The 19,757-nt window shown below is 61.7% G+C and carries 15 protein-coding genes; 7 read left to right on the forward strand and 8 right to left on the reverse strand.

Going from position 1 to position 19,757, the window contains the following annotated elements:
- Positions 1-286 (forward strand): hypothetical protein (locus tag ABJF10_RS16940; RefSeq protein ID WP_348545775.1); only part of this gene is annotated, 286 nt, incomplete at its 5' end.
- 358 nt (positions 287-644) lie between these two features.
- Here ABJF10_RS16940 and ABJF10_RS16945 read toward each other — a convergent pair.
- On the reverse strand, positions 645-2,789 hold the full coding sequence (locus ABJF10_RS16945; RefSeq protein ID WP_348545776.1) for a PAS domain S-box protein: 2,145 nt from the start codon (positions 2,787-2,789) through the stop codon (positions 645-647).
- Positions 2,790-3,032: 243 nt separating this feature from the next.
- Complete coding sequence (locus ABJF10_RS16950) at positions 3,033-3,305, reverse strand: hypothetical protein (RefSeq protein ID WP_348545777.1); 273 nt, start codon at positions 3,303-3,305, stop codon at positions 3,033-3,035.
- A 179-nt stretch (positions 3,306-3,484) separates the two neighbouring features.
- Here ABJF10_RS16950 and ABJF10_RS16955 point away from each other — a divergent pair, with 179 nt between their 5' ends.
- Positions 3,485-3,958 carry a hypothetical protein gene (locus ABJF10_RS16955; RefSeq protein ID WP_348545778.1) on the forward strand — a complete coding sequence of 158 codons (474 nt, stop codon included), beginning with the start codon at positions 3,485-3,487 and terminating at the stop codon, positions 3,956-3,958.
- A 51-nt stretch (positions 3,959-4,009) separates the two neighbouring features.
- On the opposite strand, the gene ABJF10_RS16960 is transcribed toward ABJF10_RS16955, so the two are convergent.
- Entirely contained in the window at positions 4,010-5,539 is a 1,530-nt protein-coding gene (locus ABJF10_RS16960) for a CHASE3 domain-containing protein (protein ID WP_348545779.1), read from the reverse strand.
- Positions 5,540-5,667: 128 nt separating this feature from the next.
- On the opposite strand from ABJF10_RS16960, the gene ABJF10_RS16965 reads away from it, so the two are divergent.
- The 5 genes from ABJF10_RS16965 (at position 5,668) to ABJF10_RS16985 (ending at position 11,969) form a co-directional block, all read left to right on the forward strand.
- A complete protein-coding gene (locus ABJF10_RS16965; RefSeq protein WP_348545780.1) occupies positions 5,668-7,095 on the forward strand; it encodes an MFS transporter in 1,428 nt (475 codons plus the stop codon).
- 95 nt (positions 7,096-7,190) lie between these two features.
- Positions 7,191-8,711 (forward strand): glycosyltransferase, encoded by a 1,521-nt coding sequence (locus ABJF10_RS16970; RefSeq protein WP_348545781.1) that lies wholly within the window; start codon positions 7,191-7,193, stop codon positions 8,709-8,711.
- A complete protein-coding gene (locus ABJF10_RS16975) occupies positions 8,708-9,448 on the forward strand; it encodes a polysaccharide pyruvyl transferase family protein (RefSeq protein ID WP_348545782.1) in 741 nt (246 codons plus the stop codon). Before ABJF10_RS16970 ends, ABJF10_RS16975 begins: the two co-directional genes overlap by 4 nt.
- Positions 9,449-9,572: 124 nt before the next feature.
- Complete coding sequence (locus tag ABJF10_RS16980; protein ID WP_348545783.1) at positions 9,573-10,478, forward strand: transglutaminase family protein; 906 nt, start codon at positions 9,573-9,575, stop codon at positions 10,476-10,478.
- A gap of 129 nt (positions 10,479-10,607) precedes the next feature.
- Complete coding sequence (locus ABJF10_RS16985) at positions 10,608-11,969, forward strand: MFS transporter (protein ID WP_348545784.1); 1,362 nt, start codon at positions 10,608-10,610, stop codon at positions 11,967-11,969.
- Here the strand turns inward: ABJF10_RS16985 and eno are convergent.
- The 5 genes from eno to ABJF10_RS17010 form a co-directional block, all read right to left on the reverse strand.
- Positions 11,956-13,251, reverse strand: a complete 1,296-nt coding sequence (gene eno, locus ABJF10_RS16990; RefSeq protein ID WP_348545785.1) for a phosphopyruvate hydratase — start codon at positions 13,249-13,251, stop codon at positions 11,956-11,958. The genes ABJF10_RS16985 and eno overlap by 14 nt on opposite strands.
- On the reverse strand, positions 13,248-14,237 hold the full coding sequence (locus ABJF10_RS16995; RefSeq protein WP_348545786.1) for an aminoglycoside phosphotransferase family protein: 990 nt from the start codon (positions 14,235-14,237) through the stop codon (positions 13,248-13,250). The genes eno and ABJF10_RS16995 overlap by 4 nt, the downstream gene beginning before the upstream one ends.
- Before the next feature lie 57 nt (positions 14,238-14,294).
- Entirely contained in the window at positions 14,295-16,505 is a 2,211-nt protein-coding gene (locus ABJF10_RS17000; protein ID WP_348545787.1) for a nitrate reductase, read from the reverse strand.
- Positions 16,502-18,157, reverse strand: coding sequence for a DmsC/YnfH family molybdoenzyme membrane anchor subunit (locus ABJF10_RS17005; protein WP_348545788.1), 1,656 nt, complete (start codon positions 18,155-18,157; stop codon positions 16,502-16,504). The genes ABJF10_RS17000 and ABJF10_RS17005 overlap by 4 nt, the downstream gene beginning before the upstream one ends.
- Positions 18,154-19,757, reverse strand: a 1,604-nt coding sequence (locus ABJF10_RS17010; protein WP_348545789.1) for a NirA family protein, incomplete at its 5' end; no start/stop codon positions are given. The genes ABJF10_RS17010 and ABJF10_RS17005, both read right to left, overlap by 4 nt.

A 19,757-nucleotide genomic window follows, 5' to 3' on the forward strand; every position in this document is an offset into this window, starting at 1 on the left:
CGCACCGCAGGCCACCGTGGACCAAATCTCCACCATGTTACAAAACATGGGCAGCTCGAGCTGGAGCGCCTTCCCCAGCGGCACCACGCTGGAAGTCAAAGCCGAAGGCCAGAAAAGCGGCAGCGCGACTCCGCAAGGCGACCTGCTCGACCGGGCGGACAAACATCGAAATCGGTCGCAACGAAAGCGCTGCTTCGAACCCTCGTTCCACTCGACATCGGCCATCAGAGTCAGGTGGTTTTTAGAGCGATTGCCAAAATCAGGGCCGGATGAAAAGGATGAATGAGGAAAACAGGAAAGCAGGAAGACGGAATCTTTCTCCTGCTTTCCTGTTTTCCTCATTCACACCCTCTTCCTTCCGCATCCGGAAAGGGTTTTTGGCAGATGCTCTAGATAGCCGACAACGCCTTGTTGGGCCTTGAATAGGCCAGGGTAAAGATGGGCCGATCAAGGCCAGCCAAGGTGATTAAAGGGCGGAAAGTTTCCGATCGGGTCATCGGCGGAGCGCGGGTGTCAAGGCAGGCTAATGCCATGCCATGGCATTACAGCGTGGAGTCGGCTCGAAAACGCGAATGCGAGTCGAGGAAACTGATCGTGCGGCCGGGTCGATTTACCGAGCGAAAGGAGCCACCACCACCGGGCCTCTAGTCGCCCTTGGATTTCTCTCCGCGCCGGCCGTCGGAGAGACTGCTCACGATCGCCAGCAACTCCGCCGCCTCCACTGGTTTCGCGAGATGGTTCTGAAAGCCGCTGCGGATGGCTTTGGTGCGGTCTTCGGAGCGGGCGTAGGCGGTCAGCGCGACGGCCGGGAGATTGCGCAGGCCCGGATCGCTGCCGGGATCACGCAGCCGGCGGATCAGCGCGTAGCCATCCTCTTCCGGCATGCCGATGTCGCAGACCAGGACATCCGGCCGCTGCGCGGCGATGGTTTCCATGGCCTCCCGGGCTGAGCCAGCGGCGGTGACGGTCGCTCCCGCATGACTCAGGAGGCGCTTGACGAATTCGCGCGCATCCACTTCGTCGTCCACGACCAGCACGTGGACGCCGGCGAGCGAGATGGCCGCGAGCGGTGGACTTTCGCGCAAGGCCACGCGCGCTGGGCCGGATTCCGTTTCGGGCCGGGCTTGGGCGCCACTGAGGGGAAGCTGGACAATGAAGGTGGCTCCGAGGCCCCGTCCTGCACTGTTCACCGAGACCTTGCCGCCGTGCAGCTCCACCAGTTGCTTGACGATGGCCAGCCCCAGCCCCAGCCCACCATGCCGGCGGGTCGTCGAGGCGTCCGCCTGCTGAAAGCGATCGAAAACGTACGGCAGGAAATCGGGAGCGATGCCTTCGCCGGTGTCCACCACGGCCACCTCCACGTGGGAGTTGATGCGCGACAGCCGCACCTGGATCTCTCCGCCCCGGGGCGTGAACTTGATGGCGTTGTTCAGGAGATTCCAGAAAACCTGCTGCAGGCGGTGCGGATCGCCGGAAATCGAGCCCGCGTGGGGGTCCACTTCGGCGACGATGCGCACCCCCTTGGCCTCCGCCGTGGCGACCACGGTGTCGATGGATTCGTTGAGTACCTTGGAAAGTTCGACGGGTTGCGCATCGAGGCGGACCTTTCCGGAAATGATGCGGCTCATGTCGAGGAGATCCTCGATGATCTGGGCCTGCGCGCGGGCGTTGCGCTCGATCACCGTGAGACCTTCTTCCAGCTCCGCTCCCTGGCATTTTTCCAGTTGCAGGATATTCACCCAACCGAGGACGGCATTCAGCGGCGTGCGGAGTTCGTGACTGAGCGTGGCCAGGAATTCGTCCTTCATGCGACTGGTGCGCTCGGCCCGGGCACGTGCCTCGCGCTCGCTTTCGAGCAGGTGCAGTCGTTCGAGGTTCGCCGCATCCGCCTCCGCGAGCGCCTTGGTGAGAGCCGCCTCGGCCTGCTTGCGATCGGTCACATCGCGCACCACCTTGGACGCGCCCACGACCCGCCCCGTGGAGTCCTTGATCGGCGAGACGGTGACGGAGACGTTGAGCCGCCGCCCGTCTTTGGCGACACGAATGGTTTCGAAATGATCCAATCGCTCCCCGCGCCGGATGCGGGAAAGGATCTCCACCTCCTCCGACTGGCGGTCGTCCGGAATCAGCCGCATGATGGACGTGCCGATCATTTCCTCGGCGCTGTATCCGAAAATGCGTTCCGCTCCCGCATTCCAACTGGTGACGATGCTATGCAAATCCTTGCCGATGATGCCATCATCCGACGAGGCCACGATGGCCGCCAGCCGGCGCGAGGCTATTTCCGCTGAATTGCGCTCCGTCGCGTCGCGAAAACTCCACACCCTGCCGGCTCGCTGGCTTTCGATGGTGAGCACTTTCGAATAGCGCTCGACCATGCGGCCGTCCTCGAGTTCCAGGACATCGAAACTTTCCTCCGCACTCGCCGCGATTTCCTCAATGCGGGCGATAAATCGCTGCGGTTCCGCAAAGTGCTGGCTCACAATCTGTCGCACGTCTTGCGCGCGAGCGCGCTGCAGCACCTCCCTCGAAGTCTTCCAGAGAGCGACATACTTCTCGTTAAAATCGACCACGGCGCCCTGGTCGTCGGTCACGAGAATCGCGTCGGTCGTCGAATCCAGCGTCGCCCGCATGACGGCGAGCGCCCGCACCAGCTCTCGGGAGCGTTCTTCCAAGGCTTCATGGGACCGGCGAATCTCCTCGTCCGCACGCTGCCGTACTTTGAGAACGCTCGTCGCCGTCTGCAAGACGGCTGACCGAAGATGTTCCGTTTCGTCGTCGGTTTCCATGGACCTAGCCGCCGTTGATTAGTGCTGCCCCCAGTGCCGTGCCTTCCACCCGCGCCCGGATTTTGGCAAACGCCGTTTCCCGGCTGGTCGAGATATCGTCGCAATAGGGGGGGAATCCGCAATCATCAGTGTTATCAAGCTATTCAATGAGAAGGTATCGCGCCGCCTCGGGCGTGTGGTCGCGTATTTTCGCCCGGGGTGTCGAGGCGCGGATCGCAAGCTTCGTCCGCACGCGCCGCCAGATTAGTGGCTGGCCAGGGGGATCGAGCCGCCCAGGCGTTGCAGAAAGGCATCGCCGATCCGCGTGTCATTGAGCACGGCGCCGGCCAGTCGCACCAACGCGATGTCGTAGGTCTCCCCGTGCACCCGGACCCCACCAAATCCCACCATGATGCCCAACGCGCTGCGCTCAGCGACCAACTCTCCGTATCCGCCAGCCTGCATGCTACGGAGATGTTTCTCCACTCCCATGGCAATGGAATCAGTGGCCTTAAGGATCACGGGCTTTGCGGGCATCTCTGAACTCTGTCCTCTTTGCCGAACGCTGCCTATGCGTGCAATTACTGAGTTTCCTGTAGGGGAAATTCTGACGATTCATAACCTGGCCTTCGGTTCGGCCGTTTTCGGAATCAGCCTTGACACTTTCGAGTGAATTTATAATTACTGTAACGGTAACAAATTGGAGGTTCCCCCAAATGACCTTTTCCTATGAAGCGGACACTCGATTCCAGCGCTTGGTGACCGTTTGGCGTGGCGATGTCACCGCGGAGGATGCCCTGCGACACATCGAGCACCGGGCGGTCGCGGACACCCTCGGCTTCGCCCAATTAATCGACGCCACCGATTCGCGCGTCGCGTTCGCTCCGGCCGAGGCCAATCGCCTCGCCAGCGCGATGAAGTCGCATGCCCGCCAGCAGCCCATCGGCCCGACCGCCTTGGTCGTCAGCAGCGACTGCGACTTTGGCATGTACCGGCTCTTTGGGACCATGGCCGACGAGGCCTACCCGGTGAATGTATTTCGCTCGCGCCGGGCCGCGCTGGAATGGCTCGGCTGGGCGAATGAGGAAAACGAGGCGAAGCTCGGTGACGTCACGCCGCCCTCGTCGCAAGCCGCCGGGCAGCCGAGCATCGTTGACGATCAGCCGAGCGCCCGGCGTCGCACCGCCTGACGCCACGGGAAGCTTTGCCGGCCGCGATGGACGCCCGCGGGGATCGCCGCGTCAGGTGGCTTTCGATTCGCCCTCACGCATTTTGCTCAGCACTCTGTCGGCGATCGATGGATACAGTTCCCGCACGCAGTTCTCGCACAGCCCGTGGCTGAAGGTCGCCTCGGAACGCTCCTGGATATAGGACTCGATCTGATTCCAATAGCCCTTGTCGTCGCGGATGCTTATGCAGTGCGCACACATCGGCAGCAGGCCGCTCAGGGTATTGACCTTCTCGTTCGCGTCGCGCAGTTCCAATTCCACGCGATGACGGCGGGTGAGTTCGCGACGGACGAGCCAACTGCCCCCGACGAGGAAAAGTGTGGCCAGCACGCTGCCAAAAGCGAGCAGCCGAACGGTGCCGCGAAAGTCGGCATCGGCCGCGGCCGTGCGTTGCACCAGGAGCCGTTGTTCCTCCTCAACGAAAGTGTACATCAAAGCGTTGGCTTGACCGAGGATCCGCTCCCCCTCGTCGTCGGGCCTCACTTTGGCGGCTCGGGCCGGCGCATCTTGCGCGCTGACGGAGATCGCCGCACCGGCGTAGGAGAGCAGATTCGTGAGGTCGGCGGTCAACTCCTCGAGTCGCCGCTGCTGGGCAGGATTATCGTGCGTAAGTTGGACTAGTTGCGCCAGTTGCCGGGGCGCGGTGTGGGCGCCGAGATCGTAGGGCGCGCGCGCCACCGGCTGGCCAGTCAACGCATAACCCTGCATGCCGGCCTGAATATCCGTGACACTGACCACCAGCGATTGCGCGACGAGGAGGACTTCATAGGTATGCCGGCGCCAGTCGAGCGAACGGCGCAGGGAGGTCACCGTCGCCGCCGAGATCACTCCGACCATGACGATCAAGGTCGCCGAGGCCGCGATGGGCACCCACTGGACGAAACTGTGATCGTGCCGTTTGGCCGTCTGCCAGCACCACAGGAGCATACCCGCACCGAGGATGGCAAACGCCACCGCCGTCGGGAACGCCATGAGCGTATAGGCTCCCCAGCCATACGCGAGTTTTATCCCAGTCAGGTAGCCGCACACGGCGATGAACCCGACCATCGCGATGATGGTGGCCAGCAGCCCGGCCGCGGCCATCCGTTTCGGACGCCGTTCGCCGATACCAGCCAGTCCGAAGGTCACTCCAAAGAGGATGAAACACATGGCGGTCAATGGCGCCATGCGCCCCGGAAACGCCGTGGCAATTTGGAAGTAGGGTTTGAATAAAAGGAGATCGATGCCGAAATCCCTGCCGGTGGAATATTCCAGCAAGGTCAGGGAGGTCAGAAGCACGACGGCACCCGCGCACCAGAGCGTCGCGCCGGCCAGTCGCGTGTTCAAAAGAGAGACGCTGGCGCCACAGAGGATAAAGCACAGCGCCGTGTTGAATTGCATCGGCGCGGCATCGGGAAAGACCTGCAGCCATCGGGCCCAGTGCGCATACCAGCCGACGATGACCAGCAGACCCAATGCGCTGACCAGCAGCCCGGCGGTGGAAACGGCAACCTTCGGCCAGCGGCCTGTGCTGAGGGGTGCCATCGAGTTTGGCTCGGACATTGGATGAATGATGATCAGTATACTTAATACGGACAAAGGACAGGGTTGGATTCATGTAAAACATCCGCTTTTTCACAAATGCCTTTCTCCATCGCCTGGTTCACTGCGACAGAACCTTCCGGTTTGCGATGGCCAATCTCGATGAAAAGAAGAAGCATCCCGCCCGTGGCTCCATGGCAGAAAAGATGACTCACCCGTCGCCTCAATCCGGAACCGACGCTGATCGCAATTGGCGCCGGTTCGTGCTTTTCCGCGTCTTGTTCAATTCGCGGTTTTACTATCCGGTGCTGGCCGTCCTGTTTCTCGATCTCGGGCTGAGCGCGACCGAATACACGGTGCTCAATTTCGCCTGGGCGCTGGCCATTGTCTTCACCGATCTGCCCGCGGGCGTCCTGGCCGATCGCATCGGTCGCAAGCCGCTCGTCGTGGCCGCCTCCGTCTGCATGGTGCTGGAGATGGTCCTCCTCTCGGTGGCGCCGCAGCACGGCGGCCTCGTCCTTTTGCTCTGCTGCCTGGCCAATCGCATCTTGAGCGGGATAGCCGAAGGCATGGCCAGCGGGGCGGACGAAGCGCTGGTCTTCGATTCGCTGGCCGAGCGCGGGCGGTCCGCCGAATGGCCCCTCGTGCTCGACCAGGTCATGCGCTGGCAGGGCGTGGGCATGATCATCGCGATGATCGTCGGCGGGGCGGTCTACGATCCGACTTTCATGGAGCGCCTGTTTTCCACTCTCGGGGCGAACATTCACTTCCTGAAGAGCGTCACGCTGCGCTTCCCCATTTACCTGAATCTCATCACCGCTCTCTGCACGCTCTGGATCGCCCTCGGCTTGCGCGAGCCCACGCTGCGGGAAAAGCGCGTCACCCCCGAGAGCGAAGACCCGGGCGACGCGGAAGCCACCGCGTGGCATCTCGCGATCAAAGCAGGGCGGTGGATCGCGCATACTCCCGCCGCGCTATTCGTCATCCTGGCGGGCGTGCTGATCGACAGTGTGACGCGGCTCTTTCTCACTTTTTCCAGCTCCTATTTTCGGCTCATCCATTTGCCGGAGGCGACTTTCGGCCTGATCGGCGCGACCATGGGCGGGATCGGTTTGGTTGTTTCGCCGATCGCCCGGCGCATGGTGGCCGCCAATACCGTCCTGGTCAATTATGCCCTGCTCGGGACGGTGATCCTGGCGGGGTTGGTCGGCGTGGCCTTTCGCTGGACCCACTGGGGCGTTCTCTTTTTGCTACCCTTGGCCGGCGCCATGATGGCCCTCGGCTATGTCGTCTCCTATTACCTCAACGCCCTCGTGGACTCGACCCAGCGCGCTACCGTGCTTTCGTTCAAGGGGGTCGCCTTCAACCTCGGCTACGGCTTTGTCAGCCTCCTCTTTGCCCTCGCCCTCAAGGCGGGCCAGGAAGGCGGCAACACGGAGGAAGCGGTCGCGCATGGCTTTGCCTTTTTGCCTTGGTGGCTCCTCTTCAGCGGGTGCCTGTGCGCCCTTTATTTCCGCCGGCACCGCCGCCTCTTGTCGTTTATTCCGCGACCGGAAATAGCCGACGATTCCCGATAGAAATGCCGGCGACTTTCTGTTCTCCTCAGCGCATGGGCTCGGTCACTTCCCCCAGGGAGCGGGCATATCCAAAACAGTCGGTGCTTTAGTTTTCGATGAATCCAGCAAGCGTAAGTATCTGTGTCCTGACCTATGGTGACTTTCCCGACCTCGCGCGCCGGTGTATCGAGTCGATCCTGAAACATTGTCCGCGCTCTGACTATCGCCTGCTGGTCGGGGCCAATGCGCCCAACGAGCGCACGAAAGAGTATCTGGAAGCCTTGGAAGCGGAGGGCACCATCGATACTCTCATTTGCAGTGCGGAAAACATCAATAAGTGCCCGATGATGCGGCGTCTCTTTGAGCAGGTGGAGACGGAGTATATCTGGTGGTTTGATGATGATTCGTGGATCGATGATCCGAATGCTTTCGCCCTGTGGCTGGGCGTGGCCCGCGCGGCGTCGCCGGAGACGATGATCTGGGGGCGGAAATACTTCGTGTCCCACGAGCATGAGTTTAGTTATGGGCGCGACCCCGTGGAATGGGTCCGCCGCGCGTCGTGGTTCTCCGGGCGGCAGCCACCCTCGTGGCAGCCGGGGGGCAAGGATGTGACCGATTACTGCGGTCGCGAGAGCGGCGATGGCCGCTGGTTTTTCGTCACCGGCGGGTGCTGGTTGATCAAGACGGAGGCCGTCCGCGCCCTGGACTGGCCCGATCGTCGACTGCTCAAGGCGGGGGACGACGTTTTGCTCGGTGAAGCCCTGCGGCAAAAGGGCTGGACCGTGGGCGAGGTAGTCCCGGGACTCAATCCGTGCGGCGTCGCCATCAGCGACTACTCGCGGCGCGGAGAGGGCGAGGGACCCAATCCCACGCAGCGCCAGGGGCCGCGGCCCAGGGCGCTCGTCGAGGTGGTCATTGTGAATTGGAAAAGACCGCAAAATGTCCGGCGCATCGTGGAGGCCTTCGCCCTGCAAAAGCGGTTCTCTTCCATCACCTTGATCGATGCCGCCGGTCAACCCGAGTATGCCCTTCCGCCGGATGTCTTGCGGCAGGCGGATCGGCATTTTATTTTCAGCGATAACTTCGGCTCGTTCAATCGGTTCGTCCCCTGTCTGGGTTACATGGCGCCTTATACCCTTTTTCATGATGACGATTTACTGCCGGGCCGTCATGCCATCGAGCATCTGGTCAACTGCGCGGCCGAATATCCTCATTTTTCCGTCATGGGCGAATTCGGAAGAAACATCTCGGCTCAAGGAAAGGAATTGACTGCGGACATGCGGCGCTCTCCGCGCAAGGTGTTGCCAGTCGATTTCCTGGTTCGCTCTTATTTCGTTCGCACCGCGAATCTGAAGCACTTCTTTATCGCGGCCGCCGCCTTGGGCGTGGATCGGATCGAATGTGAAGACGACCTGCTCTTATGCACCTCGCTTCAGCAGGCCACCAAATACCCTTGCGTGGTCACGCGCGACGCCGGCAAGGAAGCGTCGCTGGCCTGCGAACATTTGCCCGAGCCATTCGCTCTCTGGCATCGACCGGAACATTTTCCCCGCCGGGAGCAATTCATCCGGTCGCAAATGGAGAGCGGATGGCGGCCACTGCAAAGCGCGGCGCGGGACGATGCGATGAGCACATGACTTTCCAGGTTCACCGCTATCGGAAGACATGGAATATCGGCGATGCCATTCAAACTATCGCCCTCCAGCGTTTGCTCCCCTCGGTCAGTTATGTCTGGAGAGATAAAGATATAGCAGCGCCGGATAGCCCCTACGTCGTCAATGGCTGGCTGGGTAACAATCAACCGCCGGTAGATAATACCCATTGTCTCTTTGCCGGCGTCTATGTGCATAGCAACGAGGATAACTATCGCTGGATCCGAAACACCCGCTTCCCGGAAGTGGGTGCGCGTGACCCGGCCACGGTGATGTGGTGCGCGGATCGAAAGATCCGCTCCTCGCTCATCGGTTGCGCCACGCTGTCCTTTGATTCCTATGCCGGGCCTCGCTCCGGTAGATACGCCGTGGATGCGGAGGCTCCCGAGGCCACTTTCATTTCCCACGACATCGGCGACCTGGACTGGGACGCTCAATTGTCTTTGGCCCGGGATTTACTCCTCCGTTATATGCGCGCGGAGTTGGTCATCACCTCCCGCTTGCACGTGGCCCTTCCTTGCCTCGCTTTCGGCACGCCGGTCATCATCGTGGACCCCATGAAATGGGGGGATCGGGAGCGGAATCGCCGCTTTTCCATCCTCGACGCCATGGGGGCCCGCTACGGAACACCCCACGTTCAGGACGTGTCCGCCTGGCGCCGCCGCTACGTCGATTTTTTGGAACGCAATCTGGCGATCCGCATTGTTCCGAAAGTCTTCTAAGTCATGGACATAAACAAGCCGGTCCACGCTTCGCAGCCACGGACGTGTCCGACGGCTCTTGGAATTTGAATGGACTTCGTAACATTGCCTGCGATTGCAAGCGGATGCCGCCGCGATCGAGCCAATGAACACCTCTCCGCAAGAACTGACCATCCGCTGCGGCTTCGAGTTCGCCTACGATGCCACCGCGTGGACGCCCGCCATTCTCACCGTGCAGCCGCGGCTCGATCCATGGCAACGGAAGGTGCGAGAGCAGATGACCTTCCTCCCCTCCACCTCGGTCTATGTCTACGAGGATGCACATGGCAACATCGTGCAGCGCTTCAGTCTTCCGCCGGGCCGCACCACGATCCGTCACGACGTCTTCATCGGCGTGCCGACCACCACGGATGACCATTGGCTGATCGACCAGCCGGTGCCCGTGCAAGACGTGCCGCCGCAGTTGCTGCGCTACACCCTGCCCAGCCGTTATTGCGATTCGGATCGCTTGATGACTTTCGCCAACCAGCAATTTGGCGACTATGCCGACGGCCTGCCGCGCGTGCAGGCGATCTGCGACTGGGTCCACAACCATATTCAATACCGCTGGGGTTCCGGCAGTCCGTACACGACCGCCAGCGAAATCCTCGCCCAAGGTTACGGCGTGTGCCGCGACTTCGCGCATCTCGCCGTGGCGCTCTCGCGCTGTTTCAACGTGCCGACTCGCTATGTCACGGGCTACGTGCCCGACGTGGCCTGTTGGGATCCGGGTTCGCCGATGGACTTTCATGCTTACATGCAAGTCTACGTCGGGCATCGCTGGTACACCTTCGACGCCCGCTTCAACGAGCCGCGCCGCGGGCGCATCAATATCGCCTGCGGTTTGGACGCGGTCGACGGGGCGTTTTCGACGCTCTTCGGCCCGGCGTTCCTTTCGTCGTTTTTCGTCTGGGCCTATCAGGTCGATCCGGCAGTGGTAAATCTCGGTGACCCCATCGACATGTCGAAGCGCCTCGACGGCACGCCGACGTTGCGCTTCTCGGCGGCGTAGGCCGGGGAAGCTCCTTGCCGAAACGGGCCTTGCCGGTTACCTCGAAACGGTGCCGCGCGCTTGATCGGATTCGCCGCTGACGCAAGGGCATCCCCTCCACCCCCATTCAGGCCTTCGCTGCGCGATCCCATGACCAACTCTCCAGACTCGCCGGGCACGCTGCCGGCCAATGCCGAAATCACCGCTGAGCTGGGAAACGCCCGCCGGGCGGTCTTGCGCAAAGTCACCTGGCGCCTCATTCCGTTTTTGTTTCTTTGTTACATCCTCTCCTATCTCGATCGGGTGAACGTCAGCTTCGCGAAGCTCCAGATGCAGCACGACCTGGGCATGACCGAGAAGATGTATGGCACCGGGATGGGCATCTTCTTCATCGGTTACTTTCTGTGGGAAGTGCCCAGCAATCTCATGCTGCAAAAGCTGGGAGCGCGCCGCTGGATCGGTCCGATCATGATCGTCTGGGGGCTGGTTTCGTCGGCCACCATGTTTGCCAAAACTCCGGCTCTATTTTACTCGCTGCGCTTTCTGCTCGGCACGATCGAATCCGGTTTTTTTCCCGGCGTGGTCCTCTATCTCACTTTTTGGTTTCCGCGCACGCACCTGGCCAAGACGATCTCCATGTTCATGAGCGCCATCGCGCTGGCGGGAGCTTTTGGCAGTCCCTTTTCGGGATGGATCATGGGGCGGATCGGCAACACCGGCGGGCTGGCCAATTGGCAGTGGCTCTTTCTCCTGGAAGGCATCCCCTCGGCGCTCGTCGGCATGGTGGCGTTGTGGTACCTCGACGACGGACCCAAGAGCGCGAAATGGCTCGATGAGGACGAGCGCAAGATTCTGTCGGATGCCATGGCCGAGGAGGAAGCACTCAAACGCGCCCAAGGCGACTCACGCCATAGCATCGCCGATGCTTTCAAAAGTCCCAAGGTGTGGTGGTTCTGCCTCGTCTATTTCGGCGTTGTCGTGGCCAATTATTTCGTCGGCTTTTGGATGCCGGAAATCATCAAGCGCGGCGTCACCGCGGACCCATGGCAGATCGGCCTGGTTTCCATCATTCCCTGGGGCTTCGGCGCCTGCGCCATGATTTGGTGCGGGCATCACTCCGATGTGACTGGCGAGCGCCGGTGGCATCTCACCACGGCCTTGCTGGTCGCCGCGTTCTTCCTGCTTCTCAGCGGCATACCTGGCGTTCCACCCGTGCTCGGTATCGCCGTGCTCGCCTTCGCCGTGGCCGGAATCATGGCCAGCATCTCCACTTTCTGGTCATTGCCCACCGCGATGCTCTCCGGCTCAGCCGCGGCTGCCGGAGTGGCTTGGATCAACTCCGTCGGGAATCTTGGAGGCTTTGTCAGCCCTTATGCGGTGGGCTGGATTCGCGATCACACCTCCAATCCCCTGTATCCCGCCCTGCTGGTGTCGGCCTCTTGTCTCATGGCAGCCGCCGCGGTGCTCGTATCGACTCGCGAGGCGCCCAACGCAAAGATCAATCGGACTTAGCCGGCAGGATCTGCTGAAAGATTCCGCTTCCCACGAAGCGCGCTGCGCCTGCCAGCCGGCGTTCGATGCGGATCACTTCGTTCCACTTGGCCATCCGCTCGCTGCGGGAGAAAGAGCCGACCTTGAGTTGCCCCGCGTTGGTCGCCACGGCGAGGTGGGCGATGAAGGCGTCCTCCGTCTCACCGGAACGCGCAGAGACCACCGGCAGCCACCCGGCCTCTTGCGTCACGCGGATCGCCTCCAGCGTCTCCGTCACCGTGCCAATCTGGTTGAGCTTGATCAGCACGGCGTTGGCGATGCGCTTTTCGATGCCCGCCCGAATGCGCGTGATATTCGTGGTGAAAACATCGTCGCCAATGATTTGCACCCGCTGCCCCATCTTTTGAAAAACCATCTGCCAGCCTTCCCAATCCGTATCGGCCATCGGATCCTCGATGGAAATAATCGGGTAGCGCGCGCACCAGTCCTCCAGCAGGGCCGCAAACTCCGCCGTCGAGAACTCGCGCTGCTCGAGCGAGAACCGGTACTTTCCGGTGGCTTCGTCAAACAGGTCGCTGGCCGCCACGTCCAGCGAGATCGCGGCATCGCGCCCGGGCTGATAGCCGGCCAGTTCGATCGCCTCGACCAGCAGTTGCAACGCTTCCTCATTGCTCTTGAAGTCCGGCCAGTAACCGCCTTCGTCCGCCACGCCGAAATACTTACCCCGCTTCTTCAAGATCTCGCCCGCGGCGTGATAGACATTGTAGGTGATCTCCATCACCTCGGCATAACTGCGTGCGCCGGTGGCGATCAAAAGATAGTCCTGCACATCGGTCCGCCAGTTCGCATGCGCGCCGCCGCCGGTGATCTGGATTTCCGGCAGCGGCAGAAGATTTCCCGGCCCAAGATAAGCATGGAGCGGTTCGCCACGGGCGCGCGCCGCCGCCTGCGCCGCGGCCATCGAGACAGCGAGAATGGCGTTCGCTCCGAGCCGCTTTTTATTTGGCGTGCCATCGAGGTCGATCATGGTTTGGTCCAGCCCGCGCTGATCGAAGACATCCCGACCGAGCACCGCCGGGCGAATGATATCATGCACGTTGGCGATGGCCTTGAAGACCGATTTGCCGCGGAATTTTCGGGGATCGCCGTCCCGCAATTCCAGCGCCTCGAACTGGCCGGTCGAAGCACCCGACGGCACCGTCCCGCAGCTTCGCGTGCCATCTTGCAGGGCGACCTCGGCCTCGATGGTCGGCTGTCCGCGGGAATCAAAAACCTGATAGGCGGAGATGGATGCTATTTTCATTTTTCAAATGGAAGGAGGCGGTCGAACCAGGAATCGATCACCGAATCGAACGAAGCGCTTCCCGAAAAAAGCATTCCCTCGACGAATCGGCGCACGAAATCCTGGCGGACCGCATCCAGATACTCGGCGGGCGATTTGCCGTCGACTCGCGCCAGCAGCAACATCAGCAGCAGCCGGCCTACGCGGGGCGCCAGGTCAGGCGCGGGACTGGTGGACTGATAAGCCGACCAGAATTCGTCCACCATGCGTCTCACGCCGACCTCGCGTGGCCGGTGATACAGCGCCTTGAGAAGAAAATGATTTAACATGAAAGCGAGATCGAAAGCCGGATCGCCGTACCAGGCGACTTCGCAATCCAGCAGCACCATGCGCTCGGGGCTGACCAGGACGTTTTTCGGGCTGAAGTCCCCGTGCACCAGGCATTCGCGAGTGGCCCCGAGTCGCTCGGCCTCCGCTTCGAACAAGGGGCGCAGCTTCGGGTGTCGCGCTCCGGTGGCCAAGAGATACGCCTCGATCCGTAGTTGGAAAAAATTCGGCGTCGTGTCGAAGACACGGCTCGCCTCCGCATCGCCAGTCGATCGCCGGTGGATCTCCCCGAGCAACGCTCCCGCCCGCCCCGCGTATTCCGCCTGTCCCTTCAACAGCAGTTGTTTCCAGTTTTGAAAATTCCCGCCCAGGTACTCCATCGCGAAGTAGTTGCCGGTCGCGGAACACTTCCGCAAAGCCGGCACGGCATCGGGCAGGAAACCCGCCACATAGCGGATGAATTCCCATTCGTTCCGGTTCCGGCTCACGTCGGCGAACCAGTCCTCCTTGACCTTCAGCTTCGCCAGCGCCCGCTTGACGACGAATCGTTCAGCGCCGTCTTCCACGAGATAGATCTCGCACGAGACCCCGCCTGTCAGCGCGGTCAGTCGGGCGGCAGGATCATGCACCGTTCCTTCCTGCCGGAGCAGTTTCAGGAAAGCAGCAGATTCTTCGTTCATTGGGGAGGGTGTGGGTTTCGCAGACTAGCTCCGCGAAGGAAACACACAACCTCTGGCTCACCGGGAGACCGGCACGAGTCGCACGGTGCAGCACTTGAAACTGGGCTGTCGGGAATGCGGATCGACCACGCAGGCCAGAAGTTGATTCATGACCTCGTAATGCATCGGGATGAAGGCCTGCCCAGGAGAGATCGTCGGCGTGACAAAAGCGCGCGCCACGATTTCGGCGCGGCGCGAGGCGATGCGCACTTCCTCGCCGGTCTCGATGCCGATCTGCCGTGCGTCCGCCGGGTTGATCTCGATGTAAATCTCCGTCGGCGCCAATTGGCAAAGCACGTCGGATTTATCGGTCCGCGTGCCGGTATGCCATTGCGCGGAACTCCCGCGGCCGCTCAGCAGGACGAAGGGATATTCGGCGTCCGCCATTTCTGGCGCCGGCCGCGGCGCAGCGAACAGGAAGCGCGCGCGGCCGTCGGGATGAAAGTACTGCCCATCGGCAAACAAGCGGCGCTCCACCTCCGGCGGCGCGGCACCTTCCGGGAGCGGCCACTGGACGCCTCCGCGCTCGTCGATCATGTGATAGTCCGTGATGCCCGCGATGTCACAAGGCTGGTCTCGCGACACTTCCTTCAGCAATTGAAAGACTGCCTCGGGAGAAGACCATCGCGAGAACATCCCGCTGCATCCCCAGTAGTGCGCGATGAGTTGGAGAATGTGAAAATCCGCGAGCGCCTGTCCCGGCGCCTTCGCCACCTTCTTCACCAGGCCGAATCGCCGCTCGGAATTGATGAACGTCCCTTCCTTCTCCCCCCACCCGGCCGCGGGCAACACGAGGTCCGCATGCCGCGCCGTCGCCGTCGTGTGGTAGAGGTCCTGCACCACCAGGAAGTCGAGTTTGCCGAGCAATTCGTTGAATTCGTTCTGGTGCACCCACGAGTGAGAGGAGTTCGTCCCGATCACCCACAGTCCCTTGATTCTCCCATCGCGGATGCCATCGACGATTTGATCGTAAGCCATCGCTTCTTCGCGCGGGATGACGCTCTCATCGAGACCGAGCACACCGGCCACCTTCTTGCGATCCGCATCATCCGCCGCATCGTAACCGCCCAGGAGACTCGTGATATTTGCGTACAGTCGCGAGCCCATCGCATTGCACTGGCCCGTGATGGAATTGGCCCCCGTGCCCGGCCGGCCCATGCTGCCCGTCATCAGGGCGAGGTTGATGATCGCCTGCGCGGTACGCGTGCTCTCGTGGCCCTGATTCACACCCATCGTCCACCAAAACGAGACGCGCTTTCCATCGTGGATCGACTGCGCGAAGTGCCACAGTTCATCCGGCGTCAATCCCGTCTCCGCACAGACCCGCTCGGTCGTGAATTGCGTGACGAATTCCGCGAAATCGTGAAATCCGCTGGTGTGCGCGGCGATGTAATCGCGATCGATCCAGCCGCTCGAGGCGAGGATATTGGCCAGCCCGTAGAGCAGCACCAGATCGCTCTTCGGCTGGATCGCATAGTGCTGCGTCGCCGCCATGGCCGTCTCCGTCTTGCGCGGATCGACCACGATGATTTCCGGCGAGTGCGGGTTCCGCATCACGCGCTGCCACATGATCGGGTGCGCGATGCACGGATTCGAGCCGACGAAAACGAGCACATCGCTCTCCTCGAAATCCGCATAGGTGAATGGCGGCGCATCAAAACCGAACGATTGCTTATAGGCCACGTGCGAAGTCGCCATGCACTGGCGCGTATTCGAGTCGCAGTGGACAAACCCCATGCCAAATTTCCAAAGCGCACCGAGCAGCGCCATCTCCTCGGTCACAATCTGCCCGCTGGAAAGAAAGGCGCACGACTCCGGCCCGTGCTTCGCTTTGATTTCCTTGAACCGCTCGCAGAACAGGACCAGCGCGCGTTCCCAGTCGATCGGTTCCAGCACGCCGGTCTCTTCGTTGCGCAACATCGGCGTGGTCGCGCGATCCGGGGCGGAGAGGGGCGTCAATGCTTCCCAGCCCTTGGGGCAAGCCATCCCGAGGTTCACCGGGTAGTCGGTCTCGGCACTGAGATTGATCGCCTTGCCATCCTTGAGGTGAATCTTCAAGCCGCAGCCCGTGGAGCAAAAGCCGCAGACCATTGTTGTCGTGTCATCTGGAGCCAGCCGCTCCGGCACCTGGCCAAGACCGAAGTGCCCCGGCGAGCGGACCAACTCCTCTGTCAAGGGGCCCTGCCACTGGCGCAAGAGCGGTCGGATGGTGTTTACCAGTGCATTCATGCGGCGACTCCTCCCGGCATGCGCGGAGCCGGACATGTGGTGAAAAAGCAAAACCGCTCGATCAGGAGCGCGGAAAAAGTGGAACCGAGCGCCACCACCATGGCCGCGCTCGTCCAGGGTTGGTCGGTCACCACTGCCAAGGCACAACCCATGATCGAAGCCGCGAACAGCACGGTCGCGGCACGTGGCACCCACGGTAGGTACCGCTGCACCGTCCGCGTGGCGCGGCGCGCCGCGGGTGCACCTTGCACAGCCGTTTCCCAAACAAAGAGCGCCACCCGCATTGCCGTCGCGAGGGCGATACAGATCAATGCGCCCTTCCTCGCCCCCAGCAATTCGAGAACCATGGCGCTGCCCAGGCAGCCCAGCAGAAATGTCGCTCCGAAAAACTTCGGCGCGGTAAACGCTGCACCCCAATACGGACGGCGCGTATCAACATAAATCATCACCGATGTGAATACGCTGGCCAGCCCGACAAAAGCAGTCACTCCACCCAAAATCGGCAGGAGCGCACTCACCATCGCGAGCAAGGGTTCCAGCACTGCCGGCGCAATCGAAGCCGGTAGCGCAGACAGCCATAAGCCCGCCAGGGTCGCGCTGGCCAGCATCGAGAAGACGCTGAACGCCAGGATCTCGCGGCTCATCCACGAGGTCCTCAATCCGAGAAAGAAGCGCCACGCCCCCAACGGTCGCCCCAAGTGCAGAATCGAAACCACCAGGCCAAGATGCAACGCCAGCCATCCGATTAGCCCCAGTCCGCGCAGTTCACGAATCCCGCCCTGGCCGCATAATCCGATCCCTACCGCCACGAAGAGCCCCGCCGCCATTTGCGTCAGCAAAAGCATTCCCACCAAGGGCCAGTGAGCATGCTCCAGTCGCAGCGCGGATTCGTCGCCCGCCTCCGCATTCGCCGGGAGCGGACTCGCGGAAAAGAAACGCGTCGTTGGTTTGGTGTAACTGGAGTCAAACGCTCCCGGCACCATCTCCGTCTCGGGTAGAGCCCGGCGCAGCACCTCCGCACGGTCGACCAATTCGATGGTGATCGCCTCGTGCGGACAGGCCTGCACGCACGCTGGTGCTTCACCCGCTCCCAGTCGCCCGATGCACATGTCGCATTTGCGCACGATCCCAAGCCGTTCGGAATACTTCGGTACATCGTAAGGGCACTTCAGCACGCAGTACTGGCAGCCGATGCACTGGTCGTCGAGGTGGCGGACGATTCCCGTTTCCTCGTCCTTATCGTAAGCCATCACCGGGCAGCCCTCGAGGCAGCCCGGCTCCACGCAATGATGGCACGCCGTCGTAATCGTCTGTCGGTACGACTCCGTGTCCGAGTTACCGTGCAGGAGTCCCACGCTGCGCCAGGTCTCATGCTCCTCCAATCCATTGAGCGAATGACACGCGCTCACGCAGGCCTTGCATCCCGTGCAGGCGTCGAGATCGACGGCAAAGGCATATTGCTGGCCGGGGCCAGGCTTCGTCTGCGGGATCAAATCGTGGTAATATCGCGCTTGCGCGGGAACATCACCGAGATCGTGTTTGCGCGCGAAGCGCTCCACCGGCGTCATCCGCTGCTGCTCGTCGAGCAGTTCGTCAATGAGCGTCCGTAAATGGTCGGACTTTTCGGTTGTCGGCTCGGAAGACAGCGTCATTCCTCGTTGCTGAAAATGGCTTGCAGCGTGTTCAAGTCATGGCGGGCGGTGAAGGCTTGGAAGCTTTCCTCATTCGCGCGATGGCGCAAATACCCGCGGAGCATCTTTTCCACCAAGGGCTTCACCGTATCGAATTCGATGGCGTTGAAGACCTGGCGCCCCACCGCCTGGTTGGCGCCGAATCCGCCCCCGACGAAGATGTGGTAACCATCCACGCTTTCGCCGGCGAGCTTCGCCTTCGTGCCGAGCAGACCGATGTCGCCCATGTAGTGCTGCGCGCACGAGTTCGGGCAACCGGTGAGATGGATATTCACCGGTTGATCGAGCTTGAGGCGCTTGTCGAGGTAGTCCGCGAGTTCGAGCGCGTGGCCCTTGGTGTTGGCCTGCGCGAATTTGCAATAGGAGTTGCCGGTGCACGCGATCAGCCCGCTGCGCAGATTGGATTGCTCCGTATCGAAGCCGACCTTGCGCAACGCCTTCTTCACCGTCGCGATGAAATGATCGGGTACGTTCGGGATGATGAAATTCTGCCAGACCGTGAGCCGGATCTCGCCGGAGCCGTAGAGGTCCGCGATCTCCGCGATGCGGATCATTTGCTTCGGTGAAAGATGCCCGACCGGAATGGCCACGCCCACATAGTTCAGCCCACTCTGCTTCTGCGGATAAACGCCCACATGCGAATGCGGCAGCTTCTGCCCTGGATACTGGATCGCCGCCGGGTCGAGCGGCACGCGCTGGAGTCGATACCCGAGCAACTTCTCCGTCTCGTCGAGGTACTGTTCGAGCGTCCACTTTTCCAGCAGGTGCTTGAGCCGCGCTTTCTTGCGGTCGCCACGGTTTCCGTTGGCGATATAGACACGCACGATCGTCGCCACCACCTTGTTCAGCTCCTGCGGCTTCACCAGCACGCCGAGATCGCGCGCAAACGCCTTGTGGCCCGTCGCCCCACCGAGTGCGATGCGAAAGAGAATCTCGTCGCCCACTTTCACCGCCTTGCAGCCGACATCGTTCGTGTCCTCGACGGTGCCGATCAAGCCGCCGCCGTCATAGGCGATGTTGAACTTGCGCGGCAGATCGTAGAAGGCGCGGTCGTTGATGATGATCTGCGCCATCTCGTGGCACAGCGGCAGCACGTCGATCAACTCGTGCGGATCGATCCCCGCCGTGGGGTTCGCGGTGAGATTGCGAATATTGTCCGCGCCGGAACCACGCGTATGCAGACCCACCGCCTGGATGCGGTGCAGGAATTCCGGCGTGTCCTTCGGCTGGATGAGCCGCATTTGCAGGTTCGCGCGCGTGGTGATCTGCACGTAGCCGGTCGTGAGCTGTTTGGCGATCTGCGCCAGTTCGCGCAACTGGAACGTGCGCAGTTGCCCGCCGGGAATGCGCAACCGCGCCATGAAGGCTTCCTTGTTCGGCGTGAGGAAAAAGAGCCCATTCCATTTGAAACGGAAGATCTCCTCCTTCTCCGGGGCCTTGTTCGCCGCGGCGTGGTCGAGCAATACCGGGTAGGCATCGAGCGGATGCAATTCCCGCTTCACCCGCTCCTCGAAAATGAGGTCCTCATGCGAGACGGTCTTCTCCACTCCGGGGGCAGCCT

Origin of the sequence: Chthoniobacter sp. (assembly GCF_040003245.1) — a bacterium.
In the GTDB taxonomy this organism is placed as follows: Bacteria; Verrucomicrobiota; Verrucomicrobiia; order Chthoniobacterales; family Chthoniobacteraceae; genus Chthoniobacter.